The organism is Streptomyces sp. NPDC056224 (assembly GCF_042267665.1).
Classification (GTDB): Bacteria; Actinomycetota; Actinomycetes; order Streptomycetales; family Streptomycetaceae; genus Streptomyces.
On sequence record NZ_JBHJTK010000022.1, the window covers coordinates 54,581 to 81,541 of the forward strand.

The window sequence follows — 26,961 nt, forward strand, 5'->3', positions numbered from 1 at the left end:
TCGTTGTCCGTGTTGTTGTTCCAGCTCACCGGTCAGCTGCCCGCAGGTCGCGTGTCCGCCGAGGTGAGCAGCGTGCTCAGGCGCTGCAGGAAGGCCTGCGTCTCGGCGTGGAGGCGCCCGATGTCCAGGCCCGTGTCGCCGAGCACCCCGATCAGGGCCATGTCGCCGACGGCATGGGCGACGAGGTAGCCGTCGGTGTACCGCGACACGGTGTGGTGGAGCATCCCCTTGCTCGTTATGGACCCGGCGCGGCGGGCGATGCTGAGGGTCGCCGCGGTGAGTGCGGCCAGGCACTCCGGATCCGCGACGTCGTCGGTCTCGGCCGTGATCAGCAGACCGTCGACGGAGGCCACGACGACGTCAGTGACGCCGACGACCCGGTCCCGAAGTTCCCGCATCTCGGTGGCGAGCTGCGCATTCCTGGTTGTCACGAATCTCCTGTCGTGCTCAAGGTGTTACCTGTCAGTGGGCTCAACGGTTTCCGCCGAGGGCCCGGTCTTCGGCGAGTAGCGCCGGCGGGGGCCGCCAGCAGTCGGCCACGGGCCTCAGCGGCAGTACCCCCGTGATGCCGCTCGCACCAGGAAGGCGATGCGGCAGCTGCGTCTGCACGGGCCGGCCGCCGACGGGATCGGGAGGCGGGTGCGCTGCTGCGGGGCTCTGGGCATCGGCCGAGGCCACCGTCTCCAACAGGCCTTCGCCCATCAGCCGCGACACCTCGACGGTGACCGCGTACAGGCTCCGGCCGAGGAGGAAGGCGATGTCCCGGACGCTGCGGCGGCCGTTGGCCCGCAGCAGGATCTCCCTGCGCTCACCCGCGGCCGTGTTGGCGAGCCATGCTGAGCCGGCAGAGGTCCGGGCGAGCCGGCTGCGGAACGGAGAGAGGGACTGCGCAAGAACACCGAGGACCCGGATCCGCCTTCCCGCTTCCTCCACCAGCCATTCCGGTTCGATGCCATCCGGGGCAGCCAGGCGACAGGTGTGGGCATCCCGGTCGAAGGCGAAGTCGTTGATCCGTCCCATCCCCACGGCCAGGGCTCCGTCCAGCGCGGCCATCACACACATCAGCTGCAGTTCCGCGCTGCCGACCAGTTCCTGGGTGATCAGTGCGGCTCCGACGCGACCGTCTGCGGCACATGACCGGGTGACCGACGCCCAGTCGGCCTCGCTCACCCGGCCCGAGCGCAGGAGTAGCGTCTCGACCCCCGGGGCGCCGGGTGAAGCCACTTCGACGAGGGCGCCACGCCGAAGGTGGAAGGACCCTCCGGGTTCCCCCGTCACCATCAGCGCCCCGGAGAGCCGGTCCTGCGACACCTCGGTGAGTGCCCTGGCCAGGTCGAGCCCCGACGCTCTTGATGGTTTCCGGCGCGGTGCCGCTACATCAATCTCTGACATGTCCCTGCAATCAGCCGCTCTTTCCATGGACGCCGCAACTGGGAACCGCATATACCAGTCCGGTAATCGCAACTTTATTCAGGTAGGCCGATCATCCGATCAAAAATCCCAGTACTGCTCGCTTTGTGGCGTCAATCGAGCATCTATGCATCATTCACGACGCTCTCCTTTCATCTCGGTGAGAACTATTCGCCGCCAGAATGACAAGGGGCGGCGACACGGAGGCCCACAGCCGCGACGGCGCCTCCCACGACGCCTGGTGGTCGCGTCCCCGAGTCGCGGCCATCACGCCGAAGGAGCGGAGGAACGGGTGGGGTCAGCCCTCTCGACGACATCGGCGCCCAGGTGCCCTCCCGTCAGGAACACCGTCGGGCAGGGCTCCTGACGCCCCATGCGTCGGAACCCTCGGGAAGGGCAACCTTGCGCGTCACGCCCACGGACTCGATCGGCGCGGGCGGGCCGCACATGGAGGCAGCCGGTCGGCTCGGGCTGCGCCTTCCCCGCCTCCGGGTCGACGGGGACTTCTGCCACTCGGCGTGGGCCAGGTCCGTGCAGCGAGAAGGGCCGAGGAGTACGGAAACCGCCACTTCGACCAGTCGCGTGTGGCCGTGGGAGCCCGCTGTTCCAGCGCCGCCTGGAGAGCGGCGGCGCCGACCGTGCGGCTCGTGGCCGCCGGCTGACGCGGTCAAGCGCACTGGTCCCCGACCGGCCCCAACCGGCCCCCAGAAACGATCAAGGGGCCGTTTTGGATTGCTCCAAAACGGCCCCTGACCTGCGACTCTTTCGAGTCGGGACGACAGGATTTGAACCTGCGACCCCTTGACCCCCAGTCAAGTGCGCTACCAAGCTGCGCCACGTCCCGATGCCCGCTGACCTGGGGTTTCCCCTGGTTTCACGCGCAGGAGAACAATACCGCACTTCGCGGGGTGGCCGCGCGCACCTTTCCGCTCCCCGGTCCGCGGCGGGAGCTTCTTGACCTCGACCGCACTTGAGGTTGCACGATCGGTGCATGACACAGGCAACCGCGGACACGGGTGTCCGCTACGAGGATCTGGGCCGGCTCATCGGCCTCATGACCGGGGCCGAGAAGCACGGCCCCGCCGCCACCTCCACACTCGACGTGCTGTGGGTGCTCTACGACCGGGTGCTGCGGGTGACGCCCGGGACCGCCGAGGACGCCGGGCGGGACCGGTTCCTGCTGTCCAAGGGGCACGGGCCGATGGCGTACTACGCCGTCCTCGCCGCCAAGGGGTTCTTCCCCGTCGAGTGGCTGCCCGGCTTCGGCTCGTACGACTCCCCGCTCGGGCACCACCCGGACCGCACCCTCGTTCCCGGTGTGGAGATCGGCAGCGGGTCCCTCGGGCACGGACTGCCGCTCGCCGTGGGCAGCGCGCTCGGGCTGCGCGCCCAGGGACTGGACGAGCCGGCGGTGTGGGTGCTGATCGGGGACGCCGAGCTGGACGAGGGCAGCAACCACGAGGCGCTCGCCTACGCGGGCTCCGCCGGCCTGGAGCGGCTGCACACGGTGGTGATCGACAACGACTCCGCGACGCACGGCTGGCCCGGCGGGATCGCGGCCCGCTTCGAGGCGGCCGGCTGGTCCGCGGCCACCGTGGACGGGCGGGACCATGCCGCGCTGCACGCCGCGTTCACCGAACCGCATCCCGGCCGGCCGCACGTCGTGGTCGCCCGTGTCGAGAAGAAGTTCTGAGGGCGGGAGACAGACATGGACACCATGCGGGAGCGTTTCATCACGGTCACGTCGGACCTTCTCGACGAGGATCCCCGGCTGACCCTGGTGCTCGCGGAGATCACCATGGACGGCTTCCGGCCCGCCCAGGGGCGGCACCCGGACCGGGTGGTCAACGTCGGGATCAGGGAGCAGCTCCTCGTCGGAGTCGGCGGCGGCCTGGCCCTCACCGGCCTGCGGCCGGTGGTCCACACCTTCGCCAGCTTCCTCGTGGAGCGGCCGTTCGAGCAGGTCAAGCTGGACTTCGGGCACCAGGGCACGGGTGGCGTGCTCGTCAGTGCGAGCGCCAGCTACGACTGGCCGGCCGGCGGCTACACGCACATGGCGCCGGGCGACGTGGCGCTGCTCGACACCCTCGACGGCTGGACGGTCCACGTCCCGGGCCACCCGGACGAGGCGGAGGCGCTCCTGCGCCACGCGTACGCCGCCGGGGACGACAAGGTGTACGTCCGGCTCTCCCAGCAGTCGAACGCGGCCCCGCGTCCGGTCGAGGGCCTGCGGTTCCAGACCGTACGGGAGGGGCGGGCGGGCGTGGTGGTCGCCGTCGGACCGCTGCTGGACAACGTCCTGGCGGCGACCGAGGGCCTGGACCTCACGGTGCTGTACGCCCCTACCGTCCGCCCCTTCGACGGCGCGGCCGTGCGCGAGGCGGCCGGCCGCGCCGCGGCCGACGTGGTCCTCGTCGAGCCCTACCTCGCGGGCACGTCCACGGCCGCGGCGAACGACGCCCTGGCCCACACACCCCACCGGGTGCTGGGCCTGGGCGTGGGACGGGCCGAACTGCGACGCTACGGCACCATCGACGAGCACACCGCCGCGCACGGCCTGGACCCGCGGTCCCTGCGGGAGCGCATCACGGGATTCCGGGCGCCGAAGTGAACACCCCCCACCGCCCGTCAGCCCGCGCCGGCCGCCGACAGTTCCGGATGGGCCGCCGCGAGCCGCTTCGGGGCCGCCTGGAGCCAGGAGTCGATCAGGATCGAGCGCAGTTCGCCCTCGTCCTCCACCGCCTGCAGGCGGACCCGCAGCCAGGCATAGTTGTCGTCGTGGCCCTCGCGCACGAAGAACTTGCCGGGCTCCGCCGCGATCAGCTCGGCCCGGTCCTCCTTGGGGCACTTCACCCCTATCGAGGTGTCGTCGTCACCGAGCGCAGCGAAGATCTTTCCGCCGACCCGGAAGGTCGGCATGCCCCAGGCGAGCTTCTCGCTGCTGTCCGGCAGCGACAGCGCGATCGTACGGACGTCCTGCGCGGTGGTGCCCATCGCGCGACTCCTCTCCGGCCACTGGTGAACCCTCGTCCACGACCGTAGACCCCGGCACTGACATCCGCCGCCCCGCACCGCACTGCCCCCGCACCGCACCGCCTTCCCCAGACTCACGGCGTCACGCCGCCTCACCCCGCCTCACCCCGCCTCACCCCGCCTCACGCGGTCCGCCGCCGGTCCTCCCTGGCGTGCACCAGCTCCACCAGCTCCGCCGCCAGCGCCTTCACGCTCGCGAGCCCCTCCGTCCCCCACCGGTGCGGCACCACGTCCACCGCGCACACCGTCCCCAGCACGATCCCGCGCCGGTCCGTCAGCGGCGCGCCGACGTAGGAGCGCACGCCGCTCCCGTCGACCACCGCGTTGCCCGCGAAGCGCGCGAAGTCCCGTACGTCCTCCAGCACCAGGGCCCGCCGCCGCACCACCACGTGCGGGCAGTAGCCGTGGTCCCTGGCCAGTACCCGCGCCGGGTAGTCGCTGGCCGGCGCCTCGGGCGCGTGGTGCAGCCCGGCGAAGAACTGCCGTTCCTCCCCGATGAAGTTGACCCCCGCGTACGGGGCGGCGAGCGCGTCCGCGACGCGCCTCGCGAAGGCGTCCAGTTCGGCGTCGGCCCGCTCGCCCAGGCCCAGTTCGCGCAGCCGGACGACGCGCGCGGGCGCCTCCCGGTCCACGGGCGTGAGCAGCAGGTGTCCGGTCGATTCGTAGTACGTCATGGCGGTTCCCCCGACTCCGAAGACGAAGAGCTGACTGTGCAGGCGCTTTCCTTGAACATGCACAGGAGATGGCGGACGAGCGCGGCCAGCGCGCCCGTTCCGGAACTGTTCAGGCGTGCGTCGCACCGTACGACGGGCACCTCGGGCCCGAGCCCCACCGCTTCGCGCACCTCGGCGGGCCCGTAGCGGTGACCGCCGTCGAACTCGTTGACGGCGACGATGAAGCCGATCCCGCGCCGCTCGAAGAAGTCCACGGCGGGGAAGCAGTCCGCGAGGCGGCGGGTGTCGGCGAGCACCACCGCCCCGAGCGCGCCCGCGCACAGCTCCTCCCACAGGAACCAGAAGCGGTGCTGCCCGGGCGTGCCGAAGAGGTAGAGGACATGGCCCTGTTCGAGCGTGATCCGGCCGAAGTCCAGCGCGACGGTGGTCGTGGCCTTGGCCTCGACCCCGTCCAGCCGGTCGGCGGTCCGGCTGAGGTCGCTCACCAACTCCTCCGTGCTCAGCGGCTCGATCTCGCTCACCGCGCTCACGAAGGTGGTCTTCCCCGCCCCGAACCCGCCCGCGACCAGGATCTTCAGCGTCGCGGGCACGGAGTCGGGGACGGCCGCGTCACAGCCGTTTGTGGAGACCATCGAGCACCGCCCGGAGCAGGGACTGGTCATCGGCGGCGAACGAGCGGCCGCCCGGGAACCGCGGGGCCTGCGCCACGACGGCCCCGTGTTCCATCAGATCGGACAGCAGCACCTTCACCACCACCGCGGGCAGCCGCAGTTGTCCGGCCACCTCTGCGACGGTGACCGCCGCGGTCCCCGCGCACAGCCGCAGGGCGAGGGCGTGCTCCGCCCCCAGGGGGATGCGCGGCCGCACCCCCGTCGCGGTCACGAGCGAGAGCAGGTCGAGTGCGACTCCCGGCCGGGTCCGCCCGCCGCTGGCGGTGTACGGGCGCATCACCCGGCCCGCCGAGTCGTCGAGCCAGGGTGTGTCACGCGTGGCCTTCGGCACCCCCCTCGCGCGGCCCCTCATCGCTCCGGGTCGGCGACGGGCCGACGCGGTGGGGCCGCCAGGTACGGACGCACGCTCTTGACCAGCATCGCCATCTCGTAGCCGAGCACTCCGGCGTCGGCCTCGCGGTCGGCGAGGACGGCCAGGCAGGTGCCGGCGCCGGCGGCCGACACGAAGACGAGCGCGGTGTCGAGTTCGACGACGACCTGGCGGACCTCCGAGCCGTCCGCGAAGCGGGATCCGGCGCTGCGCCCGAGCGAGTACAGCCCGGACGCCAGCGCCGCCAGGTGGTCGGCGCTGTCCGCGTCGAGGCCGTGCACGCAGGTGACGAGGCCGTCGGCGGTGAGGAGTACGGCGCTGCGCGTGTACGGCACGCGCTGCACCAGGCCGCTGAGCAGCCAGTCGAGGTCCGGGAGCCGGTTGCCGGTCTTCGTCGCCACTTCGCCGCCCATGGGGGTGCGCTCCTTGCTGAGGTGAGGGGTCGGGGTCATACCTGCTTCTCCGACTGGGCGAGGCCGAAGCCCCGTTGGAAGGCGGCCATCAGGCCGGGGTCGTGCACGGGCTGACCGGTGCGGGCGGACCGCCGCGGGGCGGGCGCCTCGCGCAGCTGGGGCGCGAGGTGTTCCTGGGCCCGCCGCCTGGGCAGCGGCGGCCGCTCCGCCTCCGTGGTCCCGGGCTCGCCCCACGGCCCGGCGGGACCGGACCGGGGCGCGCCCACCGCCGGAGCCGAGGCTCCGTCCCCGGCCCGGGGCGCGGGCAGCGGCATGGCCACGGCTTCCGTGGCTCCGCCCCCGGCCCGGCGCACGGGCAACGGCGCGGCCGAGGACGCACGCGCGGGCGCGCCCCCGAACCGCATCCCGGCCCCGTCCCCCGCCTCGGACAAGATCCCGGCCCCCCGCCCGGGCTCACTCCCCGGCCGCGATCCACTCCCGGCCTCCGGCCCGTCCACGGGCGTCGTCGGCGCCTGCGCGGGCCGGGCTGCGGGCCCAGGACCGGACTGCCTGAACCGCGTACCGGGCCCGGACTCCCACTCAGGCACATCACCAGGCCGAATCCCGCTCCCGGCCCCCGGCTCGGACACGATCCCGGAGCTGATCCCGGCCCCAGGCCCGGGCGCGGTCCCGCCACCGGGCTGCACCCCGACCGAGGATTCCGACTCCGACCGGCGACCGGCCCCCCGCCCGGGCCCACCCCCCGGCCGCGACTCGCTCCCGGCCTTCGGCACGCCCACGGGCGTCGTCGAGGCGTGCTTGGGCCGGGCTGCGGGCCCAGGACCGGACTGCCCGAACCGCGTACCGGGCCCGGACTCCCACTCAGGCACATCACCAGGCCGAATCCGGCTCCCGGCCCCCGGCTCGGACACGATCCCGGAGCTGATCCCGGCCCCAGGCGCGTGCGGGGCACCGGACTGCACCCCGATCCCAGCTTCCCGCGCGGGCGCGTGCGCGTGCGCTGCCCCGGACCGGATCCCGGCCGCAGGCTCCCGCGGGGCCCCGGGCGCGGTGCCGGGTCCCGGGGCGGTCTGCGGGCGCGGCCCGCGAGCGGGGTCGGGGGCGGCCCGCGGAACGGGCGCGGGCCCGTTCACGGCCGGGGCAGGGCCGGCGGCCCCGGCGCACCAGGCCCCGGCCCCGGCCCCGGTTGGCGCCCCTCGCCCCGGCAGGGGCTCCGGGTCCGCGCGCGGCGGGGTCACCCGCACCGGCTCCAGCGGCGGCACCGCCGCCGACTCCCCGGTCCCCCACGAGGTGGCCCGGGAGCCACCCGCCGCGTCGGCGGCGCTCGGCGCCTCCGCGCCCAGCAGCTCCTGAGGCAGCACCAGCACGGCGAGCACGCCGCCGTAGATGTTGGACTTGAGCTCGACGGCGATCCCGTGCCGGCGGGCCAGCGCGGAGACCACGAACAGGCCGATCCGCCCGTCGGCGAGAAGGTGTCGGACGCTGAACTGGTCGGGGTCGCCGAGCAGGGCGTTCATCCGGTGCTGTTCCTCGGCCGGCATGCCCAGCCCGCGGTCCTCCACCTCGACCGCGATCCCGGCGGTGACCCGTTCGGCGCGCAGCACCACATCGGTGTCGGGTGCGGAGAACACCGTGGCGTTCTCGACCAGTTCGGCCAGCAGGTGTACCACGTCCGCCACGGCGTGGCCGCGTACGCTGCCGCCCGCCGGGGGCACGACCTTGACCCGGGTGTACTGCTCGACCTCCGCCACGGAGGAGCGCAGCACCTCGCTCAGGTCGATGGGCCGGGTCCACTGACGGCGGGACGCGGCGCCGCCGAGCACGGCGAGGTTCTCGGCGTGGCGGCGGATGCGGGTGGCCAGGTGGTCGACGTGGAAGAGTTCCTTGAGCAGGTCCGGGTCCTCGACCGTGTCCTCCAGGCCGTCCAGCAGCGAGATCTCGCGGTGGACGAGGGACTGCAGCCGGCGCGCGAGGTTGACGAAGACCTCGACCTTGCGCTCGCTGTCGGACGGCGCGGCCGGGCCGGCCAGCCGTACGAGCGCCGTGTGGGCCTGTTCGCGGGCGCCGCGCAGCTCCTGGGAGAGCAGCCAGAACTCGTCCACGCCCGCCGGGTCGGTGCCGAGCGGTGGTCCGGTCGGTCCGCCGCGCACGGGGCGGGGCGGGGTCTCGCCCCGCTCCAGCCGGTCGGCGGCCGTCCGCAGTTCCTGGCGTCCGCGCGCACTGGAGCGGCGCAGTGCCTCGCACCGGTCCCGGACGGCCTTGGCCGCCCGCTGGGCCCCGAGCAGGGCGGCGGCGAGGGCTCCCAGGACGAGCAGGGCGCAGCCGGTGAGCACCGGCCAGAGCCGGGCGTCCCGTTCGCCTGCTCCCCCGCCGAGTTGGAGGGTGAAGATGACCGCGGCGGCGCCGCTGAGCCCGGCGGCGAGCGTCGGCAGCACGGCGGCGCGGACCAGTTGGGGGCGTATCTGCCGGGCCGGACCGGTGACGGCGTGTCTCGACGGGGCGTGGCGGGCGGCGCGGAGTCCGGACATCGGCGTCCTCGGTACGTGGGGCCCGGCCCCCAGCGTTCCCGGGGCCCGGTGTTGATCACCGGATACCCACGCTAGACCGCACCATCCCGACCCGGACGGTCAGTTGGGGAAGTTCACGGGGGTGCTTCCCGCTCCCGGTGGAGCGCTCGCACAGCCGCCCGAATCCGCCGGGGCGCCTCCCGCGAGGACCGGCAACGGCCCCGTGCCGCCGGGCTCCCGGGCCGCCTTGCCTACCCGCTCCCGCGCCCCGTGCCCCCGCCCCCGTGCCCCCGCCCCCGACGGCCGGGGCGTCGCGCCCGCCGCGGGCGTACGCCCACCTCGGGTACGCCCACCTCGGGCACGCCCACCTCGCGCACGCCCGCTCCGGGCTCGCCCGGCTCCCAGCGGCCCCGCAGCCGAGGGGCGGGGCCGCCCGGCCGCGGGGCCCCGGTACGTCAGGACCCGACGGCCTCGGGCTCCTCGCGGATCACGGCGTGCGGCCGCGCCGCCGTGACCGGATGCGGGGTCGCGGCCGGGGTGACCGCGGCGCCCGCCACGAAGGGCCGCCACCAGGGTTCCGCCGGGGCATCGGCGGAGCCGGGCTCGAAGGGCTGGCCCGGGATCGGCAGGGCGATGGCCGATCCGGTCTCCTCGGCCGCGGCCAGGGTGCCCTCGCCCGGTTCGTCCCACGGGTGGAGGGCCAGGTTGAAGGTGCCCCAGTGGATCGGCATCATCGTGCCGCGCGGGGCTCCGCCCTGGAGGTCGAGGTGGGCGCGCATGCCCTCCCCGGGGGTCATGTGGATGTCGGGCCAGTACTCCGAGTAGGCCCCGATCTGGATCATCGTGGCGTCGAACGGCCCGTGCTCGGCGCCGATCTCCTTGAAGCCGGGGAAGTATCCGGTGTCCCCGCTGTGGTAGATGCGGTGCTCGTCGCCCGCGACGACCCAGGAGGCCCACAGGGTGTTCTGCTGGTTGCGCAGCCCGCGTCCGCAGAAGTGCCGGGCGGGGGTCGCCGTCAGCGAGAGCCCGGCGACCTCGGTGCTCTCGTTCCAGTCCAGCTCGCGCAGCCGGTCGGCCGGTACGCCCCAGCGCTCCAGGTGCGCGCCGACGCCCAGCGGGACGGCGAAGACCGTGTCCGTACCGGCCAGCGCCTTGATCGTCGGCAGGTCGAGGTGGTCGTAGTGGTCGTGCGAGATCACCACCACGTCGGCCGTCCCCAGCGAGGCCAGGGGCACCGGCACGGGGTGCAGCCGCTTGGGGCCGGCGAAGGGGAAGGGGGAGCACCGCTCGCCCCACACGGGGTCGAAGAGCACCCGTCGGCCGTCGATCTCGGCGAGCACGCTGGAGTGGCCCATCCAGGTGAGCCGCAGACCGCTCACGGGCGGCTTCGCCAGCTCCGCGAGCGTCGTCGGGTACACGGGGATCGGCGCGCCGGGATTGCGCCGGAGCCGCTCCTCCTTGTGGAAGTAGATCTTCGCGAACTCCGCCATCGACCCCGAGGGCCTGGTCCGGGCCCCGACCGGATTCTGGAAGACGCCGTCGGCGAAGTTCGGCGAGCGGCGGATCCTCTCCAGCCGGGCGCCGGACGGGTCCGCGCCGAAGGCTTCGGGCCGCAGGGCACGCAGCCGTGGACGCAAGGGACGGGAGCCGGTCAAAGCGCCTCCTGGGAGGATGGGGTCAGGACGGTCGTCGCACTACGACCATCCCAACGCACACGCGCCCCGGAGGATTCCGCTCGCGGCTCCCGTCCGCACCGCCGGTCGCCCCCTACAACGGGAGCAGGTCCGGTCGCTTCGCCTCCACGTGGTCCCCGGAGGACTCCCCGCGCAGCCGTCGGCCGATCCACGGCGCCAGGTGCTCGCGCGCCCACTGGATGTTGTCCCGGGTCACGTCCACCGAGCCGCGCGGCCGCTCCGGCGGCCACGGCTGGTCGGGGTCGGCGGGCACTTCCAGCCCCAGCACCTGGGCGGCGCGCAGTGCGACCCGCGTGTGCCCCTCGGGTGACAGGTGCAGCCGGTCGGCGTCCCAGGCCCGCCGGTCCTGTACGGATTTCAGCGACCAGAGGTCGAGCACCGGGCAGTCGTAGCGGTCGGCGATGGCGCGGACGTGCGCGCTGTACGTCGCCACCTTGCCGCGCAGGTGCTTGAGGACCGGCACGCCCCGGGTGTCGAAGCCGGTGGTGATCATGACGTGGCCGACGGCCCCGGTAAGGTCGGCGACGGCGGCCTCGAACCGCTCCGCCACGTCGTCGGGGTCGCTGCCGGGCCGGATGATGTCGTTGCCGCCCGCGCAGAAGGTCACCAGGTCGGGCGCGAGCTCCTTGGCCCGCGGGACCTGTTCGGCCACGATCTGGTCGAGGAGTCGGCCGCGCACGGCCAGGTTCGCGTACCGGAAGTCGTGCTCGTCACGCCGGTCGGCCAGGAGCACGGCGAGCCGGTCCGCCCAGCCGAGAAAAGAATCCCCGGGTCCCGGGTCCCCCACGCCCTCGGTGAAGCTGTCCCCGATCGCCGCGTACGAGCCGATGGTCTTGAGTGTCGTCGTCGTCGCTGCCACGAGACGACATCCTTCACTCCCGTACACGACCTACGCCAACGTAAGCAGGGGTTGACGGACCGTGATCTTTACCACGCGGGGGATAAGGAATAGGTACACGTGAGGCCGGGACCCCCCTCGGGGCCCCGGCCTCACGCGTGCCTGCGTTCCGGCGGCGGGTGCCGTCAGATGCTCACGCCCTTCGAGCGGAGGTAGGCGAGCGGGTCGATGTCCGAGCCGTAGGACGGGCCCGTGCGGATCTCGAAGTGGAGGTGCGGGCCGGTCGAGTTGCCGGTGGAGCCGGAGAGACCGATGCTCTGGCCGCCGGTGACGCTCTGACCCGCCGAGACGGACAGCACGGAGAGGTGGCCGTACTGCGAGTAGGTGCCGTCCGTGTGCTTGATGATGACCTCGTTGCCGTACGCGCCGGCCCAGCCGGACGAGACCACGGTGCCCGGGCCGACGGCCTTGACGGTGGTGCCGGAGCTGGCGATGAAGTCGACGCCGGTGTGGTAGCCGGAGGACCACATGCTGCCGGCGACCTTGTACTGGGTGGATATCCCGCCGCTCACCGGGGCCACGAAGCCGGAGGCGGACCGCTGCGCGGCCGGCGCCTCGGCGGCGGCTTCGCGCTGCACCGGGGCGGCCTTCTCGGCGACCTTCTCGGCGGGCTTGGGAGCCGACTTCGGAGCCGGCTTCGCAGCGGCCTTGGGAGCCGGGGCGGGAGCCGGGGCGGCGGGGGCGGAGTCGGGTGCGGCCGCCGCGCCCTTCGCGCCCAGGGTCAGCTTCAGGCCGGGGTGGATGAGGGAGGGGTTGGTACCGACGGCCTCGCGGTTGTCGGCGTACAGCCGCTCCCAGCCCCCGGAGAGGTGGCGCTCTGCGGCGATCTTGGAGAGGTAGTCGCCGGGCACGACCGTGTAGACGGTCGGCGCGGCCTCCACGGCGGCGGTCGGGGCCGCCTGGAGCGAGAGGGGAAGCTGCGGCGCCACGGCGGGGGCCGCGGCAGGCGCGGCGGCCGGAGCGGGGGCCGCCTGGGCGCCGGCGGCACCCATCAGGGGCAGCGCGAGCGCCGCACCGCCGGTGCCGGCGACGGCGAGACCGCGGGAGATGGAACGGGACTTGGGACGGCGGTGCTTGCCCTTTGCGGACATGGCGAATTCCTCTCCGTCGCCTGCGAGGTGAGCTGTCGGGTTCGGACTGGAGATGTCCGGCCGTCCGTGAACGGAACATGGGCGGCTTAACCCCGAGCCGTCCCGGAAAGATCCGGAACAGCGGCTTACCTGGTTCCCCCGCTCCTGCCGAGCGCGTGAATAGTTGGGTGCGGTTTCCGGGCGGCGGCAGGATTCGGCGGTCCACCCGGATGGATCGCGAAGGTAATCCCATAAGGCCGTACACAACAAGCCGTGAATTCCCTGACGGAATAACAGGGATGAGGGACCGCCGGAATTCCGGTCACCCTGCGTCCCGCCCCCACCGCCAACAACCGCTCCGGCCGGGCCATTCACCCTTCGCGATCAGGCACGCACGGTCACCGTATGATCTGGCTCACGGGGCCGCGTCCGATCTCGCCGCCGTTCATGGCAAGTTGGCGCCAAGTAGCTTAATTCGGACAGATGACCCACCACGAAGCGGAGGAGTTCCCGTGACCCAGCAGATACAGGAGCCGGAACTGTCCGGAGTGCGCAATTTCCGCGACGTGGGGGGATTGCCGACTTCCGGCGGGCGAAGGGTCAAGGCGGGACGACTGTTCCGAAGCGGACATCTCGCGCATGCCACCGAAACCGACGCAGAATTCCTCGCCTCGCTCGGCCTCCACACCGTCTTCGACTTCCGCAACAACGCCGACCACGCCCTGGAGGGGCCGGACGTCGAACTGCCCGGCGTCCGGAACGTCAACATCCCGCTCTCGGACCCGGCCGACGGCCGGGAGTTCTGGAAGATGGTCCGCGACGGCGACCTCGACCAGCTCCGCGCCATCCTGGGCGACGGGAAGGCCGCGGCCCGGATGGAGAGCTCGTACCGCGGGATCATCAAGCACCGCACCGGCGAGCACAGCCGGGTGGTGCACGCCCTCGCCGAGGACAGCGTGCCCGCCCTCCTGCACTGCGCGGCCGGCAAGGACCGGGCGGGCCTGTCGATCGCCGTCACCCTGCTCGCGCTGGGCGTCGAGCGCGAGGCGATCGTGGCGGACTACCTGGAGTCGAACGCTCCGCACCGTCGCTACCGGGTACGCCGCAGCGGCGGGTCGGCCGAGGCCCGCTCCCCCGAGGCGATGGAGCTGCTCGCCCCGCTCTTCGATGCCCGCGCCGAGTACCTGGAAGCGGCCTTCGACACCATCGACGGGCACTGGGGCGGTGTGGACCGCTACCTGGCGCAGGGCCTCGGACTCACGCCCGAGACCCTCGGCCGGCTGCGGGAGCGGCTGCTCGACTGACGACGCCGCCGCAGGCCGTCACCGGTTGCCGACGGCCTGCTTCACCAGGGTCCTGCCGAAGTCCCACATCAGCCCCGAGCCGCCGTGCGCCTCGTCCATGACGTCCCGGAAGGCGCCGACGAACCGGTCGACGTCCCGCTCGTCCACGATCAGCGGCGGGATGAGCTTGATCACTTCGAGGTGGTCCCCGGACACCTGGGTGAGGATCCGGTGCTTCTGCAGCAGCGGCACGACGACCATCTGCGCGAAGAGCCCCTTGCGGGCCGCCTGCAGCATGGTCCACCGGCTGCGCAGCCCCAGCGAGGACGGCCGGCCGAACTCGATGCCGATCATCAAGCCGCGCCCCCGCACCTCGTGCAGCAGCTCGTACTCGCCCACCAGGGCGGCGAGCCGCCCGCGCAGCAGGTCCCCCACGGCGCGGGCACGGGCCACGACCTCCTCGTCCTCCATGACCGACAGCACCGCCAGCCCGGCCGCCATCGCCTGCGCGTTGGAGCCGAAGCTCGCGGAGTGCACGAGCACCCGGTCCATGGACGAGTAGACCTTCTTGAAGATCCAGTCCTTGCCCAGGGTCGCGCCGACCGGCACGTACCCACCCGACAGGGCCTTGGCCACGCACACCAGATCCGGTTCCACGCCCGGCTCGTGCTGGTACGCATAGAAATCGCCGGTGCGGCCGAGGCCGGTCTGCACCTCGTCCGCGATCAGCAGGGCCTTGTGCCGGCGCAGCAGCTCCTGCGCCGCGAGCAGGAAGCCGGGCGGGGCGGCGAGCACCCCCTTGCCCTGGATCGGCTCGACGACGAAGGCGGCCACGTCGCCGCGCTTCAGCTCCCGCTCCAGTGCGCCCAGGTCCCCCAGCGCGACCTTCGTGTCGGGGAGCAGCGGCGCGAAACCGTCCCGGAAGCCGCCTTCGCCGTTGACCGAGAGCGACCCCGTCGTGAGCCCGTGGAAGGCGTGGTCGCAGTAGAGGATCCTGGGCCGCCCGGTGGCGTACCGGGCGAATTTCAGGGCCGTCTCCACCGCCTCGGTGCCGCTGTTGCCGAAGAAGACGCGGTCCAGGTGCGGGCTGTACGAGAGCAGCTTCTCCGCGAGCAGCCCGGGCAGCGGCTGGCAGTCGAAGCGGGTGAGGTCGGCGAGCTGGGCGTCCAGGACGTCGTGCAGGGCGCGGCGGACCACGGGGTGGTGCCGGCCCAGGCCCATCACCCCGAACCCGGCCAGCATGTCGAGGTAGTCGTTGCCCTCGGCGTCCCAGAAGTGGGCTCCCTCGGCCCGTTCGTAGACCTTGTCGAAGCCGATGGTGTGCAGCATCCGGGGCAGCTGGTGGTTGAGGTGCCGGGCGTGCAGCTCGTACCGCTCGCCGCCGCGCTCGGCCAGCAGGGCGCCGAGGTCGAAGCCACTGTGCCGGCCGCCCTTCCCCAGGCCGCCGGGGCCCAAGCCGCCCGGGCCCTGTCCGCCCGGGCCTTGTCCGGCCGGCGTCATGCCGACTTGTCCCGGTTGCCGCCGACCGTCTCCCTGGCCGCGCGCAGGGACTCCTTGAGGGAGCCCATGGTGGCGAGGACGGCGGTCGGCTCGTAGCCGCAGTGCGCCATGCAGTTCGCGCAGCGCGGGTCCTTGCCCCGGCCGTACTTGCTCCAGTCGGTGTCGTTGATGAGTTCCCGGTACGTGGGCACGTAGCCGTCGCTCATCAGATAGCAGGGGCGCTGCCAGCCGAAGAGGGAGTAATTCGGAATGGCCCAGGCCGTGCAGGGGAAATCGGCCTTTCCTTCCAGGAAGTCCAGGAAGAGCGGCGAGTGGTTGAGCCGCCAGCGCCTGCGGTTGCCGCCCGCGAAGGCCTTCCTGAAGAGTTCGCGGGTCTGTTCCACGCCGAGGAAGTGCTCCTGGTCGGGGGCCTTTTCGTAGGCATAGGCGGGCGAGATCATCATCTCGTCCACCTGGAGTTCGTCATTCAGGTAGTTGAGTACCTCGATGATCGTCTGCGGAGTGTCCGTGTTGAAGAAGGTGGAGTTGGTGGTCACCCGGAACCCGCGCCTCTTCGCCTCCTTGATGGCCGCGACGGCCTCGTCGAAGACGCCTTCCTTGGCCACCGACTCGTCGTGCCGTTCGCGCAGGCCGTCGATGTGCACGGCGAAGGCGAAGTACGGGGACGGGGTGAACTTCTCGATCTTCTTGCGCAGGAGCATGGCGTTGGTGCAGAGGAAGACGTACTTTCGCCGCGCCACCAACTGACGGACGATCTCGTGGATCTGCGGGTGCATCAAGGGCTCGCCGCCCGCGATGGACACCATGGGAGCGCCGGACTCCAGCACGGCGCCGACCGCCTGGGCCACCGGCATGCGCTGCTTGAGCACCCCGGCCGGATGCTGGATCTTCCCGCACCCTTCACAGGCCAGGTTGCAGGCGTAGAGCGGTTCCAGCTCGACGATCAGCGGGAACTTCTCACGCTTCCGCAACTTCTGTTCGAGAAGATAGGTCCCGACCCTGATGGTCTGGCGCAGCGGCATGGCCATCTGGCTCACCTCCTGGGGAGCAGCAAAGAACGGTGCCATTCGTAGAACGCGGGCAGTACGGCACGTAGTACGCGGAAGGCCGATATTCCACCGCGGACGGTGCCGATACGGACGAGCTCATGCTCCGGAGCGTCCACGACCACCCGGACGGCCGCAACCGGACGGCCGCTGCCACGGGTGGCGGTCCGCAAAGTGGCCGCGGACTCCATGTCGACCGCGATCGCGCCGGTGGCGCGCAGCCGCGCGCGCTCCTGGCCGCGGACGACGTGGTCGGATCCGGTCAGTACGCCGATGTGCACGGCACGGCCCGGGGCGGCCCGGGCCAGCGCCTCGGCGAGCAGGGGGGTACCCGTGCACGGGACGGCCCCGTGCGCGTCCCGGGTCTCCTCGGCGAGGACCAGGTCGCCGGGGTTCATGCCGGGGACCAGCCCGGCGCAGAACCCGGTCGCGAGGACGGCGGCCCGGCCCATCCCGGGCCGGGCCAGTGCCCGGCCCACGGCCCGCTCGGCGGCGCGCGGGCCCATGCCCGTGCGCAGCAGGGCGTACGCGTCGGGCGCGCCGCGGCCCGCGCCGCGCAGCGCCGCCTGCTCGATGCGCAGGGCGCAGGCGACCATCAGCGGGGTGGTCACCGGATCTCCACGGCCGCGGGCCCGGCCGCGGCGCCGGGTTCCCCGTACAGGTAGCGGCCGAGCGCGGTGAGCGGGAACACCTGCCGGTACAGGTGGTAGTTGATGGAGAAGTCCCAGGGGAAGCCGGTGCCCGTGAAGTACGGCTCGTCCCAGGAGCCGTCCGCCTGCTGGGTCTCGACCAGGTAGGCGATGCCCCGCTCGACGGCCACGGCGTCCCGCTCCCCGGCCGACAGCAGGGCCATCAGCGCCCACGCGGTCTGCGAGGCGGTGGAGGCGCCCTTCCCCGCCCAGGAGCGGTCCTTGTAGGAGCGCTGGTCCTCGCCCCAGCCGCCGTCCCCGTTCTGTACGGATTCCAGCCAGCGCACGGCTCGCCGGATCGCGGGATGCCCCGGGGCGAGGCCGGCCGCGGTGAGGGCCGGCACCACCGACCCGGTCCCGTAGATGTAGTTGGTGCCCCAGCGGCCGAACCAGGCTCCTTCGGGCTCCTGTTCGGCGAGCAGCCAGGCGATGCCGCGCCGGGTCCGGGCGTCGCCCGCCCGGCCCTCGAAGGCGAGCATCTCCACGACGTGGGCGGTGACGTCCGCGGAGGGCGGGTCGATGACCTCGCCGAAGTCGCAGAAGGGCAGCCTGTTCGGGAGGGGGCTGGTGTTGTCGGCGTCGAAGGCGCCCCAGGCGCCGTTCTTCGACTGCATGCCGAGGTTCCAGGACACCCCGCGGGCGATGGCCGCCTCAACCCGGGCAGGGTCGGGATGCCTGATGCGGCGCAGCGCGAGGACGACCTCGGCGGTGTCGTCGATGTCGGGGTAGTTGTCGTTGTGGAACTCGAACGCCCAGCCACCGGGGGCGAGTCCGGGCCGCCGTACCGCCCAGTCCCCGCTGCGGACGATCTCCTCGCCGAGCATCCAGTCCGCGGCCTTGACCAGCGCCGGGTGGTCGGGGCGCAGGCCGGCGTCGGCCAGTGCGATCGCGGCGAGGCAGGTGTCCCAGACCGGGGACTGGCAGGCCTCGATCATCCGGGCGCCGTCCTCGCGCCACACCGCGAACCGGTCCAGGGATTCCAGTCCGGCGCGCATCACCGGGTGCCCGAGGTCGTAGCCGAGCAGGTGCAGGGCGATGACGGAGTACACGGCGGGTGGCTGGATGCCGCCCCAGCAGCCGTCGTTCTCCTGGCGCTCGATGATCCAGCGGGCGGCGGCGGCCATGGCCGCCTTGCGCAGCCGGCGGGGGGCGAAGCGCCGGTAGACGTGCAGGGCCTTGTCCATCCGCTGGAAGGCGCCGTCCCAACTGGCCAGCGGAGCCAGGTCCCTGGCGGGGTTCGGCTCCCGCGCGTCGGCGTGCAGCTCGTCCAGTGTGAAGGGGGCGGGGCGGACGGGGCGCAGCGCGGAGACCACCGTGAGCGGGACGATGGTCTGGCGGGCCCAGCAGCCGAAGTCGTAGATGTTCAGCGGCACCCAGGGCGGCAGGAACACCAGCTCGGGAGGGAGCTCGGGCAGGTGTTCCCAGCGCCACCAGCCGAAGAGCGCCAGCCAGATCCGGGTGAAGACGCGGGCGGCGGCGATCCCTCCGTGGGCGCGGATCCAGGCCGACGCGCGGGCCATGTGCGGGGCGTCGGGGGCGTCCCCGGCGAGGCGCAGGGCCACGTACGCCTCGATGGTGGCGGAGAGTTCGGGCGGTCCGCTGTGGAAGGTGGCCCAGGTGCCGTCGTCCCGCTGCTCGCCGCGGATGAACAGGGCGGCGGCGTGGGTGGTGGCCTCGTCCCGGATCCCGAGGAACTGCCGGAGCAGCAGGTCCTCGGCGTCCATGGTGACGTTGGTCTGGAGGGTTCCCTTCCACCACCCCGCGGGGTCCTGGCGGCCCAGCAGCTGGCGGACCGCTCGCGCGGCGGCGCCGTACGCGGCCTGCTCCTTGCCGTCCGGGGGCTCGGGCAGCTCCACGGCGGCCCAGTCCCCGACCCGGCCCGGCCACGGGCCGGCTTCGGTCGTCGTGCTACCAGCGCCAGCGCTCTCCGCGCTGCCGTCGGTCGTCGCTGTCATGGCTTCCCCTTAGAACAGTGTCCTGTGCTGTGCTGGGGTCTGCCGTCGGCCGGCGCCACGTCGCGCCGGCCGGCGACTCGCGAGTCATATCCGCCGCCCGGTGGCGGTCACCGCTTGCGCACGACGACGAAGTCGGCGAGGGCCACGAGCTGGTCGCGGACCCGCTGCGGCATGTCGACGTCGTCCAGGGCCCTGATCGCCACGGCGTGCTGGCGGCGCGCCTCGTCCGCCGTCCACCGACGGCCGCCGGCCGCCTCGATGAGCGCCGCGCGGGCCGCGAACTCCTCCTCCGAGAAGTTCTCGAAATCGTTGCTCTTGGCGTCGGCGGCGAGCAGCTCGGCGAGCTCCTCGCAGGCCGGTCCGCCCGCCGCGAGGGCGGCGACCACCGGCAGGGACTTCTTGCGCTGGCGCAGGTCGCTCCAGGTCTGCTTGCCGGTGGCCTCCGGGTCGCCCCAGATGCCGAGGAGGTCGTCCACGGCCTGGAAGGCGAGGCCCAGGTGGTAGCCGTACTCCTCCAGCTTGTCGGCCGTACGGTCGTCCGCGCCGCCGAGCACGGCGCCGATGGACACCGCGCAGGCGAGCAGGGCGCCCGTCTTGTTCCCCTCCATCTCCAGGCACTCCTCGACGCTGACGCGTTCGCGGTGCTCGTAGGAGATGTCCTGCGCCTGGCCGTCGATGAGCTTGCGGGAGGCGGTGGTCAGCCGGCGGGCCGCGCGGCCCGCCTCGACGGTGCCGAGCTCCAGCAGCACCTCGTTGGCGAGGGCGAAGAGCGCGTCGCCGACCAGGATCGCCTGGGCGGGACCGTGCACCTTCCACACCGTGTCGCGGTGGCGGCGCTGCTCGTCGCCGTCCATCAGGTCGTCGTGCAGCAGCGAGAAGTTGTGCACGAGTTCGACGGCGACCGCGCCGGGGATGCCGACCTCGGGCGGGGCGCCCGCCGCCTCGGCGGAGAGCAGTGCGAGCGCGGGGCGCACGGCCTTGCCGCCGTCGCCGTCCGCCGGGTTGCCGTGGGCGTCGATCCAGCCGAAGTGGTAGGCGGCGACGGTGTCCATGGGCGCCGCGAGCCGGTCGACGGCGGCGCGGAGCACGGGAGTCGACAGCGTGCGGCCGCGTTCCAGGAGGGCGATCGTGTCCGCCTTCTCCACGCCCCCTCCGGCCGTGCCCACACTGGCATCCGTGTTCTCGACAGCCGGATTCCCCGGGTTCACTGGCTCTCCTCTGGTTCCTGTACGTGCTGTGCCGGTAGTGCTGGTGGTGGTCATGCCGCCTCCTGCAGAGGGTGTTCGCGGGGGCGGCCGAGCGCGGCGAGCGCGGCGTGTGCCGCGTTCAGTCCGCTCCGCACGGCGCTCTCCATGGTCGCGGGCCAGCCGGTGGCAGTCCACGCACCGGCCAGGTAAAGCCCCGGCGTGTCGGTCCGCGCCCCGGGGCGCAGCCGGCCGACGCCGGGTGTGGGGGCGAAGGTGGCCGTCCGCTCCCGGGTGACGAAGAAGTCCCGTACCTTGGCGCCGCGCACCGCGGGCAGCAGCCGCTCCAGCTCGGGCAGGTACTTGGCGCGCAGCACCGAGACGGGCTCGTCGATGTCGTCCTGGGCGACGGACTGGGACAGCGCCAGGTACTGGCCGCCGTCGGGGAGTCCGGAGGCGTCGGTGCGGTCGAAGACCCACTGCACCGGGGAGCCGAGCGCCGCGAAGAACGGCGCCTTGAGCACCTTGCGGTCGTAGACGACGTGGACGTTGAGGATCGGCGCGGTGCCGATGTCGAGGAGCTTGTCGGGGTCGGCCAGCGCCCCGGGCGGGAGCAGCCCGTGGGCCTCGCGCTGGGGGACGGCGAGCACGACGGTGTCCGCGTCGAGGGACTCCTCCTCGGTGTCGACCCGCCAGTTCCCCTCGGGCGCACGGGAGACGCAGGTGACCCGGGTGCGCAGCTCGGTCCGTACCCCGGCCGCGTCGAGCGCCTTGCGGGCGAGCGTGTCGTGCAGGTCGCCGAGCGGTACGCGGGCCCAGCCGATGTCGGCCGCGCCGTTCTCGGAGAGCAGCCCGGTCTTGAAGACCATCGCGGCCAGGCCCAGCGAGGACTGGTCGGCGGTGGCGTTGAGGGTCGCGATGCCGACGAGGTCCCACAGGGCTTCGACGGTCCGGGCGGACTGGCCGTAGCGGCCGAGCCAGGTCGCGAAGTCCAGGCCGTCCAGCGCCGGGTCGGCGGGGTCGAGGCGGCGCAGCGCGAGGGCGGCGCGGCCTACTCCGGCGCGCTCCGCGAGGGACAGGTGGGGGTAGCGGGCCAGGGAGGCGGCCAGGTGCAGGGGCACCGGCAGGGAGCTGCGGCGCAGCCGCCCCAGGCGCGGGCCGCGGGGGTGGGCGACGTCGAGGACGGGCACGTCGAGCCGGTCCTGGACGGGGGCGAGGTGCGCGCCGTCGACACGGTCGAGGAACCACCGGTAGGCGGTGCAGCAGCGCAGGTAGACGTGCTGGCCGTTGTCGACGGTGAGCTCACCGCGCTTGAAGGAGAAGGCGAGGCCGCCGAGCCGGGGGCGGCCCTCCAGCAGGGTCACCTGGAGCCCGGCGCCTGCGAGTTCGAGGGCGGCGGTGACCCCGGCGAGTCCCCCGCCGACGACGACGGCGCGCTGCTCCGTGCGGTGGTCGCCGCCGCTCATGAGCCCTCCCCGGTGGTGCGCTCGCCCGTCGGCCGGTACTGCCGGTCCCGCGCGGGGGCCGAGCCCGCCGGGAGAGACGCGGCCGGGGGCCGGCCGGTTGCCTCCGGGGCCCAGGGCGCGGCCGGGCGGCGGACCTGGGGCACGGCGAAGACCGGCGGGGCGGTCGGGGGCAGGGTCATCAGGCCCGCCGCCGGGCGCTCTGGCGGGAGATCGTGCGCGCGTCGAGGCCCGAGAGGCCGCGCACGGCGACGTACGCCTTCTCGTGGGTCGGCAGCGAGACCCGGCCCCGCAGTACCGCCTCCGGTTCCCGTTCGATGCGGTCGAGGAGGCGCCGGTAGATGCCGGCCATGGCGGCCACGCAGGCGCCGCTGCGGCGGTCCAGCATGGGCAGCAGCCGGTAGCCCTCGGCGAACAGGGCGCGGGCGCGGCGGACTTCGTGGTGGACCAGCCCGGCGAAGTCGGAGCCCGCGGGCGCCCGGTCGCTGTGGAGGGCTTGCGAGCAGCCGAACTTGGCGAGGTCCTCGGCGGGCAGGTAGGTGCGGCCGTTGGCGGCGTCTTCGCGAACGTCCCTGAGGATGTTGGTGAGTTGCAGGGCGAGTCCGAGCGTGTCGGCGTACTCCGCCGCGCGGGCGGAGTCGGGCGCGCCCGGCGCCGTGCCGAACACGCCGAGCGAGAGCCGCCCGATGGCTCCGGCCACGCAGCGGCAGTAGGCCTTGAGGTCGTCCCAGGTCTCGTACGTCTCGCCGCGCACGTCCATCAGGACGCCGTCGATGAGTTCGTCGAGGCCGCCGAGCGGGATCGGGAAGCGCTGCGCGGCGTGCGCGAGGGCCACGGCGACGGGGTCGGTGTCGTCGTCGTCGATCTCCTCGGCGCGGATCCGGCCGAGGAGGGCGCGGGTCTCCTCCAGCCGGGCCAGCTTCGCGGCGGGCGCCAGCGCGCCGTCGCCGATGTCGTCGACGCGCCGGGAGAAGGCGTACAGCGCGGACATCGCCTGGCGCTTGTCGGTGGGCAGCAGCCGGATGCCGTACGCGAAGTTGCGCGCCTGCGACCCGGTGACGGCCTCGCAGTAGCTGTAGGCCGCCATGACCTGGGCGGACGCGTGTGTGGGGCCCTCCACGGTGGGGCTCACCCCTTTCTCGGCGCAGTGCGCAGGACGGCGACCACCTCGCGGAGCAGGCCGCTCCTGGTGGGCTTGGGCGGGCCGGGTGCCACGTCGAAACCGGCGGCCGCGATCGCGTTCAGGGCGGCGCGCCCTCCTCCCACGAAGCCCGCGAGCAGCAGCCGGAGCCTGCCGTGCACGCTACCCACCAGCGGGGTGCCTTCATTCAGGAGTTCGCGTGCGCGTTCGACTTCGAACGCGACCAGCGAGCGTACGGACGCACCGGCGGACGGCGCCTTGAGGTCGGCCTCGGTGACGTGGAAACGCCGCATGTCCTGCGCGGGAAGGTAGATCCGGTTCCGGCCGAGGTCCTCGGTGACGTCCTGGAGGTGTTCGGCGATCTGCAGGGCGGTGCAGACGGCGTCGGAGCGGCGGACCCGCTCGGGGGTGCTGGTGCCGGTGAGGGACAGCACGAGGCGCCCCACGGGGTTGGCCGAGAGCTCGCAGTAGGCGAGCAGGTCCCCGTACGTCTCGTAGCGCGCGACCCGCTGGTCCTGGCGGTTGGCCTCGATGAGCCCGAGGAAGGGCTCCGGGGTGAGGCCGTGGGCGCGGACGACGGGCTGGAGGGCCAGCACCAGCGGGTGGCGCGGCGGACCGTCGTGGCCGCCGAACACGCGCCGCAGGTCGGCCTCGACGGCGTCGAGCAGGGCGAGCCGGTCGCCGGCGGCGGCGGGGTCGAGGCCCAGCAGCACGGCGTCGCGTCCGCCGGGGGCGAGGTCGCCGTCGCCGATGTCGTCGACGAGGCGGGCGTAGCCGTAGACCGCCATCAGGCCGTCCCGCCAGGCACGGGGCAGGAATACGGGGGCGACGGGGAAGTTCTCCGACGCGGCCTTGCCGAGGGTGGCGCGCGCGTGGACGGTGTCGGACAGGGGGCGGATGCCGTCCGCCGGCGTCACCGCCCGCCGCCCGGGGCGGGGACGGCCCTAGTGCCTGGGGGACGGAGAATTCCCGTAGCCATTGCCGTCACATCTCCCGTTCTACACTGCGGACCCAATACATCCTATTTCGGACACGCCGCCCGGGTTTTACCCGGGCCGCCCCAGGCCGTTCACCTGCGGGGAATCGTCCCCTCTTGCCGCGATTCAGGACTGCTTCAGCTTACGCTGTACAACGCCGCCGGGACCGCTCGGGTATTCGTCGCGCCACTGAATGTCGCCGGGGAAATGCCGGGACATGCCGGGGCCCCCGCCGCGCTGAGCGGAGGGGGCCCCGGAAGCCGGCCGCGGAGTGCGGAATCCGCGTCAGCCGTTGGACGCCTTCTCATATGCCGAGACGACTTCTTCCGTGGGTCCGTCCATCAGGAGCTCGCCCCTTTCCAGCCACAGCACCCGGTCACAGGTGTCACGGATGGACTTGTTGTTGTGGCTCACGAGAAAGACCGTACCGGCCTTCTCCCGCAGTTCGCGGATGCGGTTCTCGGAACGCACCTGGAAGCTGCGGTCACCGGTGGCCAGCGCCTCGTCGATCATCAGGACGTCGTGGTCCTTGGCCGCCGCGATGGAGAAGCGCAGTCGCGCCGCCATACCGGAGGAGTAGGTGCGCATCGGCAGGGAAATGAAGTCGCCCTTCTCGTTGATGCCCGAGAAGTCGACGATGCCCTGGTAGCGCTCCTTGATCTGCTCGCGGCTCATGCCCATCGCGAGACCGCCGAGGACGATGTTGCGCTCGCCGGTGAGGTCGTTCATCAGCGCCGCGTTCACGCCCAGCAGCGAGGGCTGGCCGTCGGTGTAGACCTTGCCCTCCTCGCAGGGCAGGAGGCCCGCGATGGCGCGCAGCAGGGTCGACTTGCCGGAGCCGTTCGAGCCGATGAGGCCGATCGCCTCGCCGCGGTACGCGGTGAAGGAGACCCCGCGTACGGCGTGGACCCGGCGGACGCCCGGCGCGTCGCCCTTGCCCCGGCGCATTATCTTGCTGAGCGCCGCGGTGGCGCTGCCCTTGCCGGAGCTGCCGGTGTTGACGCGGTAGACGATGTGGACGCCGTCGGCGATGACGGTGGGGACGCGTCCCCGGGTGTTCTCAGCCACGGCCGTAACGCTCCTCAGCCTTCCAGAAGTACACGAATCCGCCGAGGCCGATCACGACGGCCCAGCCGACCGCGAACGCCCAGACGTGCGGCGGCAGGTTCTCCCGTCCGTACTCGTCGATCAGCGCGAACCGGACCAGGTCCATGTAGATCGCCGCCGGGTTCCACTGGAGCACGTCCGAGACCCACGCGGGCACGTCCCTCTCCTCGAGCGCCCCGCTGATCGAGAACATGACGCCCGAGGCGTACATCCACGTACGCGTGATGAACGGCATGAGCTGCGCGAGGTCGGGGGTCTTGGAACCCATCCGCGCGAAGACCAGCGCGAGGCCGGTGTTGAAGACGAACTGGAGCACCAGGGTCGGGATGACCAGCAGCCACGACAGCCTCGGGTAGTTGCCGAAGCCGACCGTGACGACCACCACGACGATCATCGAGTACAGCAGCTGCTGCAGCTGCTGCATCGAGAACGAGATCGGCAGGGAGGCGCGCGGGAAGTGCAGGGCGCGGACCAGGCCCAGGTTGCCGGGGATGGCCCGGACTCCCGCCATCAGCGAGCTCTGGGTGAAGGTGAAGACGAAGATACCCGTCACCAGGAAGGGGATGTAGACCCCCTTCTCCATGCCCCGGCCCGCGTTCAGGATCAGGCCGAAGATCAGGTAGTACACCAGCGCGTTCAGCAGCGGGGTCGCCACCTGCCAGACCTGGCCGAGCTTCGCCTGGCTGTACTGCGCGACCAGCTTGGCCCGGGAGAAGGCCATGATGAAGTGGCGCCGGCCCCAGAGCTGCCGCACGTACTCGCCCAGACCGGGCCGTGCGCCGCTCACGGAGAGGCCGTACTTCCTGGCGAGCTCCGCGGGGCTCAGCCCCGCGTCGTCGGACGGCGGCCTGCTCGTGGCGAGGGCGCCGTCGTGGGTTGTGTCACTCACAAGTTGAAACTTTCGTCTTCAAGATGCGGCATGAGGGGCATCAGGCTGGTGGCGCGAAGCCCGTGATCGCGCCATGTTCCCAGACGCGGGCTTGTCAGATGACAGGTGGTCGGCCCAGCCGGGTCAACCGCCAGACCGTACGCCATTTCATCGGGCGGCGGGGACCGCAGGGAGTGGTCCATCCCTCCCTGAATCCGCCGAACCAGGCCTTGAGCGCGGGCACCGAGGGCCTGCGCAGGAGCGTCAGCAGGAGCCAGACGCCCAGGTAGACCGGGACCAGCGGGGCGGGCAGGTTGCGGCGGGCGAGCCACACCCGGTTACGGGCCACCATACGGTGGTAGACCGCGTGCCGGGAGGGGGCGGTCGCCGGGTGCAGCAGCACCATGTCCGCCCGGTAGTCGATCAGCCACCCGGCGTCGAGGGCACGCCAGGCCAGGTCGGTCTCCTCGTGCGCGTAGAAGAACTCCCCCGGAAGCGCTCCGACCTGCCCGATCACCCTCGTGCGGACGGCGTTGGCGCCGCCCAGGAACGTGGTCACCCGGGAGGAGCGCATCGGGTCCGCGGCGCGCAGCCGCGGCACGTGCCGGCGCTGGGTCACACCGGTCTCGGGGTCCGCGATCCGGAAGCTGACGATCCCGAGCCGGGGGTCCTCTGAGAAGGCCTGGCGGCACAGCTCGGCGGTGTCGGTGCGCTCCAGCAGGCCGTCGTCGTCCAGGAAGAGCAGGGCGTCCACGTCGCTGCCGCCGGGGCCGAAGGCCTCGATGCCGACGTTGCGCCCGCCGGGGATGCCCAGGTTCTCGGGCAGCGTGACGGAGCGCACGCCCTCGGGCAGGCCGGTGACCTCGACGCCCTGGCCGACGACGACGACCTCGACCGGTTCGCCGTCCTGCCGGGCCACCGAGTCGAGGAGCGCCTTGAGCTCGTCGGGCCGGTTGCCCATGGTGATGATCACGGCGCCCAGCCGCATCGGGGCGGTCGCGCTGTTCG

26 protein-coding genes, 1 tRNA gene and 1 riboswitch are annotated in these 26,961 nt (G+C 72.7%); of the genes, 3 read left to right on the forward strand and 24 right to left on the reverse strand.

Going from position 1 to position 26,961, the window contains the following annotated elements:
- Positions 1 to 32: 32 nt before the first annotated feature.
- The 3 genes from ACFCZ1_RS23855 to ACFCZ1_RS23865 form a co-directional block, all read right to left on the reverse strand.
- The gene (locus ACFCZ1_RS23855; RefSeq protein WP_376680299.1) at positions 33 to 431 is read right to left on the reverse strand and encodes a roadblock/LC7 domain-containing protein; all 399 of its coding nucleotides are present in this window, start codon (positions 429 to 431) and stop codon (positions 33 to 35) included.
- Positions 432 to 471: 40 nt separating this feature from the next.
- Positions 472 to 1,392: a MarR family transcriptional regulator gene (locus tag ACFCZ1_RS23860; protein ID WP_376680300.1), complete on the reverse strand. Its 921-nt coding sequence runs from the start codon at positions 1,390 to 1,392 to the stop codon at positions 472 to 474.
- Positions 1,393 to 2,180: 788 nt separating this feature from the next.
- Positions 2,181 to 2,254: transfer RNA gene (locus tag ACFCZ1_RS23865), tRNA-Pro, on the reverse strand.
- A 147-nt stretch (positions 2,255 to 2,401) separates the two neighbouring features.
- On the opposite strand from ACFCZ1_RS23865, the gene ACFCZ1_RS23870 reads away from it, so the two are divergent.
- Together ACFCZ1_RS23870 and ACFCZ1_RS23875 are read left to right on the forward strand one after the other, a co-directional pair.
- Complete coding sequence (locus ACFCZ1_RS23870; RefSeq protein WP_376680301.1) at positions 2,402 to 3,103, forward strand: transketolase; 702 nt, start codon at positions 2,402 to 2,404, stop codon at positions 3,101 to 3,103.
- Positions 3,104 to 3,118: 15 nt separating this feature from the next.
- Positions 3,119 to 4,021: a transketolase family protein gene (locus tag ACFCZ1_RS23875; protein ID WP_376680302.1), complete on the forward strand. Its 903-nt coding sequence runs from the start codon at positions 3,119 to 3,121 to the stop codon at positions 4,019 to 4,021.
- A gap of 17 nt (positions 4,022 to 4,038) precedes the next feature.
- On the opposite strand, the gene ACFCZ1_RS23880 is transcribed toward ACFCZ1_RS23875, so the two are convergent.
- The 9 genes from ACFCZ1_RS23880 to ACFCZ1_RS23920 form a co-directional block, all read right to left on the reverse strand.
- On the reverse strand, positions 4,039 to 4,404 hold the full coding sequence (locus tag ACFCZ1_RS23880; protein ID WP_376680303.1) for an MmcQ/YjbR family DNA-binding protein: 366 nt from the start codon (positions 4,402 to 4,404) through the stop codon (positions 4,039 to 4,041).
- A gap of 161 nt (positions 4,405 to 4,565) precedes the next feature.
- A complete protein-coding gene (locus ACFCZ1_RS23885) occupies positions 4,566 to 5,117 on the reverse strand; it encodes a GAF domain-containing protein (RefSeq protein WP_376680304.1) in 552 nt (183 codons plus the stop codon).
- Entirely contained in the window at positions 5,114 to 5,749 is a 636-nt protein-coding gene (locus ACFCZ1_RS23890) for an ATP/GTP-binding protein (protein ID WP_376680305.1), read from the reverse strand. The genes ACFCZ1_RS23885 and ACFCZ1_RS23890 overlap by 4 nt, the downstream gene beginning before the upstream one ends.
- Complete coding sequence (locus tag ACFCZ1_RS23895; protein WP_376680306.1) at positions 5,727 to 6,140, reverse strand: DUF742 domain-containing protein; 414 nt, start codon at positions 6,138 to 6,140, stop codon at positions 5,727 to 5,729. The genes ACFCZ1_RS23890 and ACFCZ1_RS23895 overlap by 23 nt, the downstream gene beginning before the upstream one ends.
- Positions 6,137 to 6,571, reverse strand: a complete 435-nt coding sequence (locus ACFCZ1_RS23900; RefSeq protein WP_376680353.1) for a roadblock/LC7 domain-containing protein — start codon at positions 6,569 to 6,571, stop codon at positions 6,137 to 6,139. The genes ACFCZ1_RS23895 and ACFCZ1_RS23900 overlap by 4 nt, the downstream gene beginning before the upstream one ends.
- A 35-nt stretch (positions 6,572 to 6,606) precedes the next feature.
- Positions 6,607 to 9,099, reverse strand: coding sequence for an ATP-binding protein (locus ACFCZ1_RS23905; RefSeq protein ID WP_376680307.1), 2,493 nt, complete (start codon positions 9,097 to 9,099; stop codon positions 6,607 to 6,609).
- A gap of 434 nt (positions 9,100 to 9,533) precedes the next feature.
- The gene (locus ACFCZ1_RS23910) at positions 9,534 to 10,733 is read right to left on the reverse strand and encodes an MBL fold metallo-hydrolase (protein ID WP_376680308.1); all 1,200 of its coding nucleotides are present in this window, start codon (positions 10,731 to 10,733) and stop codon (positions 9,534 to 9,536) included.
- A gap of 112 nt (positions 10,734 to 10,845) precedes the next feature.
- Positions 10,846 to 11,631, reverse strand: coding sequence for an SGNH/GDSL hydrolase family protein (locus ACFCZ1_RS23915; RefSeq protein ID WP_328928749.1), 786 nt, complete (start codon positions 11,629 to 11,631; stop codon positions 10,846 to 10,848).
- A 164-nt stretch (positions 11,632 to 11,795) separates the two neighbouring features.
- Positions 11,796 to 12,761 (reverse strand): peptidoglycan DD-metalloendopeptidase family protein, encoded by a 966-nt coding sequence (locus tag ACFCZ1_RS23920; protein ID WP_376680309.1) that lies wholly within the window; start codon positions 12,759 to 12,761, stop codon positions 11,796 to 11,798.
- A gap of 4 nt (positions 12,762 to 12,765) precedes the next feature.
- Positions 12,766 to 12,968: riboswitch (cyclic di-AMP (ydaO/yuaA leader) on the reverse strand.
- 284 nt (positions 12,969 to 13,252) lie between these two features.
- Between ACFCZ1_RS23920 and ACFCZ1_RS23925 the strand changes: the two genes are divergently transcribed.
- Positions 13,253 to 14,044, forward strand: a complete 792-nt coding sequence (locus tag ACFCZ1_RS23925; protein ID WP_376680310.1) for a tyrosine-protein phosphatase — start codon at positions 13,253 to 13,255, stop codon at positions 14,042 to 14,044.
- Positions 14,045 to 14,062: 18 nt separating this feature from the next.
- On the opposite strand, the gene ACFCZ1_RS23930 is transcribed toward ACFCZ1_RS23925, so the two are convergent.
- The 12 genes from ACFCZ1_RS23930 to ACFCZ1_RS23985 form a co-directional block, all read right to left on the reverse strand.
- Positions 14,063 to 15,523, reverse strand: coding sequence for an aspartate aminotransferase family protein (locus ACFCZ1_RS23930; RefSeq protein WP_376680311.1), 1,461 nt, complete (start codon positions 15,521 to 15,523; stop codon positions 14,063 to 14,065).
- Positions 15,520 to 16,551 carry an adenosyl-hopene transferase HpnH gene (hpnH, locus tag ACFCZ1_RS23935; protein ID WP_376680312.1) on the reverse strand — a complete coding sequence of 344 codons (1,032 nt, stop codon included), beginning with the start codon at positions 16,549 to 16,551 and terminating at the stop codon, positions 15,520 to 15,522. Before hpnH ends, ACFCZ1_RS23930 begins: the two co-directional genes overlap by 4 nt.
- A gap of 5 nt (positions 16,552 to 16,556) precedes the next feature.
- A complete protein-coding gene (locus ACFCZ1_RS23940; RefSeq protein ID WP_376680354.1) occupies positions 16,557 to 17,165 on the reverse strand; it encodes a 1-hydroxy-2-methyl-2-butenyl 4-diphosphate reductase in 609 nt (202 codons plus the stop codon).
- An 11-nt stretch (positions 17,166 to 17,176) separates the two neighbouring features.
- Positions 17,177 to 19,213: a squalene--hopene cyclase gene (shc, locus tag ACFCZ1_RS23945; protein ID WP_376680313.1), complete on the reverse strand. Its 2,037-nt coding sequence runs from the start codon at positions 19,211 to 19,213 to the stop codon at positions 17,177 to 17,179.
- Between the two features lie 107 nt (positions 19,214 to 19,320).
- Positions 19,321 to 20,421, reverse strand: a complete 1,101-nt coding sequence (locus ACFCZ1_RS23950; RefSeq protein ID WP_376680314.1) for a polyprenyl synthetase family protein — start codon at positions 20,419 to 20,421, stop codon at positions 19,321 to 19,323.
- A gap of 50 nt (positions 20,422 to 20,471) precedes the next feature.
- On the reverse strand, positions 20,472 to 21,863 hold the full coding sequence (gene hpnE / locus ACFCZ1_RS23955) for a hydroxysqualene dehydroxylase HpnE (protein ID WP_376680315.1): 1,392 nt from the start codon (positions 21,861 to 21,863) through the stop codon (positions 20,472 to 20,474).
- On the reverse strand, positions 21,860 to 22,042 hold the full coding sequence (locus ACFCZ1_RS23960) for a hypothetical protein (protein ID WP_376680316.1): 183 nt from the start codon (positions 22,040 to 22,042) through the stop codon (positions 21,860 to 21,862). Before ACFCZ1_RS23960 ends, hpnE begins: the two co-directional genes overlap by 4 nt.
- The gene (hpnD, locus tag ACFCZ1_RS23965; RefSeq protein ID WP_376680317.1) at positions 22,042 to 22,992 is read right to left on the reverse strand and encodes a presqualene diphosphate synthase HpnD; all 951 of its coding nucleotides are present in this window, start codon (positions 22,990 to 22,992) and stop codon (positions 22,042 to 22,044) included. The genes ACFCZ1_RS23960 and hpnD overlap by 1 nt, the downstream gene beginning before the upstream one ends.
- On the reverse strand, positions 22,989 to 23,918 hold the full coding sequence (gene hpnC, locus ACFCZ1_RS23970) for a squalene synthase HpnC (protein WP_376680318.1): 930 nt from the start codon (positions 23,916 to 23,918) through the stop codon (positions 22,989 to 22,991). The genes hpnD and hpnC overlap by 4 nt, the downstream gene beginning before the upstream one ends.
- Before the next feature lie 345 nt (positions 23,919 to 24,263).
- Entirely contained in the window at positions 24,264 to 25,046 is a 783-nt protein-coding gene (locus tag ACFCZ1_RS23975) for an ABC transporter ATP-binding protein (RefSeq protein WP_376680319.1), read from the reverse strand.
- Positions 25,039 to 25,974, reverse strand: coding sequence for an ABC transporter permease (locus tag ACFCZ1_RS23980; protein WP_376680320.1), 936 nt, complete (start codon positions 25,972 to 25,974; stop codon positions 25,039 to 25,041). Before ACFCZ1_RS23980 ends, ACFCZ1_RS23975 begins: the two co-directional genes overlap by 8 nt.
- Positions 25,975 to 26,068: 94 nt before the next feature.
- Positions 26,069 to 26,941 carry a glycosyltransferase family 2 protein gene (locus ACFCZ1_RS23985; RefSeq protein ID WP_376680355.1) on the reverse strand — a complete coding sequence of 291 codons (873 nt, stop codon included), beginning with the start codon at positions 26,939 to 26,941 and terminating at the stop codon, positions 26,069 to 26,071.
- Between the last annotated feature and the right edge of the window lie 20 nt (positions 26,942 to 26,961).

Excerpts from the sequence above, each read along its gene's own strand:
- ACFCZ1_RS23860 (WP_376680300.1), bottom strand. The coding sequence starts at position 1,392 with ATGTCAGAGATTGATGTAGCGGCACCGCGCCGGAAACCATCAAGAGCG.
- ACFCZ1_RS23870 (WP_376680301.1), top strand. The coding sequence starts at position 2,402 with ATGACACAGGCAACCGCGGACACGGGTGTCCGCTACGAGGATCTGGGC.
- ACFCZ1_RS23875 (WP_376680302.1), top strand. The coding sequence starts at position 3,119 with ATGGACACCATGCGGGAGCGTTTCATCACGGTCACGTCGGACCTTCTC.
- ACFCZ1_RS23880 (WP_376680303.1), bottom strand. The coding sequence starts at position 4,404 with ATGGGCACCACCGCGCAGGACGTCCGTACGATCGCGCTGTCGCTGCCG.
- ACFCZ1_RS23885 (WP_376680304.1), bottom strand. The coding sequence starts at position 5,117 with ATGACGTACTACGAATCGACCGGACACCTGCTGCTCACGCCCGTGGAC.
- ACFCZ1_RS23890 (WP_376680305.1), bottom strand. The coding sequence starts at position 5,749 with ATGGTCTCCACAAACGGCTGTGACGCGGCCGTCCCCGACTCCGTGCCC.
- ACFCZ1_RS23895 (WP_376680306.1), bottom strand. The coding sequence starts at position 6,140 with ATGAGGGGCCGCGCGAGGGGGGTGCCGAAGGCCACGCGTGACACACCC.
- ACFCZ1_RS23900 (WP_376680353.1), bottom strand. The coding sequence starts at position 6,571 with ATGGGCGGCGAAGTGGCGACGAAGACCGGCAACCGGCTCCCGGACCTC.
- ACFCZ1_RS23905 (WP_376680307.1), bottom strand. The coding sequence starts at position 9,099 with ATGTCCGGACTCCGCGCCGCCCGCCACGCCCCGTCGAGACACGCCGTC.
- ACFCZ1_RS23920 (WP_376680309.1), bottom strand. The coding sequence starts at position 12,761 with ATGTCCGCAAAGGGCAAGCACCGCCGTCCCAAGTCCCGTTCCATCTCC.
- ACFCZ1_RS23930 (WP_376680311.1), bottom strand. The coding sequence starts at position 15,523 with ATGACGCCGGCCGGACAAGGCCCGGGCGGACAGGGCCCGGGCGGCTTG.
- hpnH (WP_376680312.1), bottom strand. The coding sequence starts at position 16,551 with ATGGCCATGCCGCTGCGCCAGACCATCAGGGTCGGGACCTATCTTCTC.
- ACFCZ1_RS23940 (WP_376680354.1), bottom strand. The coding sequence starts at position 17,165 with ATGGTCGCCTGCGCCCTGCGCATCGAGCAGGCGGCGCTGCGCGGCGCG.
- shc (WP_376680313.1), bottom strand. The coding sequence starts at position 19,213 with ATGACAGCGACGACCGACGGCAGCGCGGAGAGCGCTGGCGCTGGTAGC.
- hpnE (WP_376680315.1), bottom strand. The coding sequence starts at position 21,863 with ATGAGCGGCGGCGACCACCGCACGGAGCAGCGCGCCGTCGTCGTCGGC.
- ACFCZ1_RS23960 (WP_376680316.1), bottom strand. The coding sequence starts at position 22,042 with ATGACCCTGCCCCCGACCGCCCCGCCGGTCTTCGCCGTGCCCCAGGTC.
- ACFCZ1_RS23985 (WP_376680355.1), bottom strand. The coding sequence starts at position 26,941 with ATGCGGCTGGGCGCCGTGATCATCACCATGGGCAACCGGCCCGACGAG.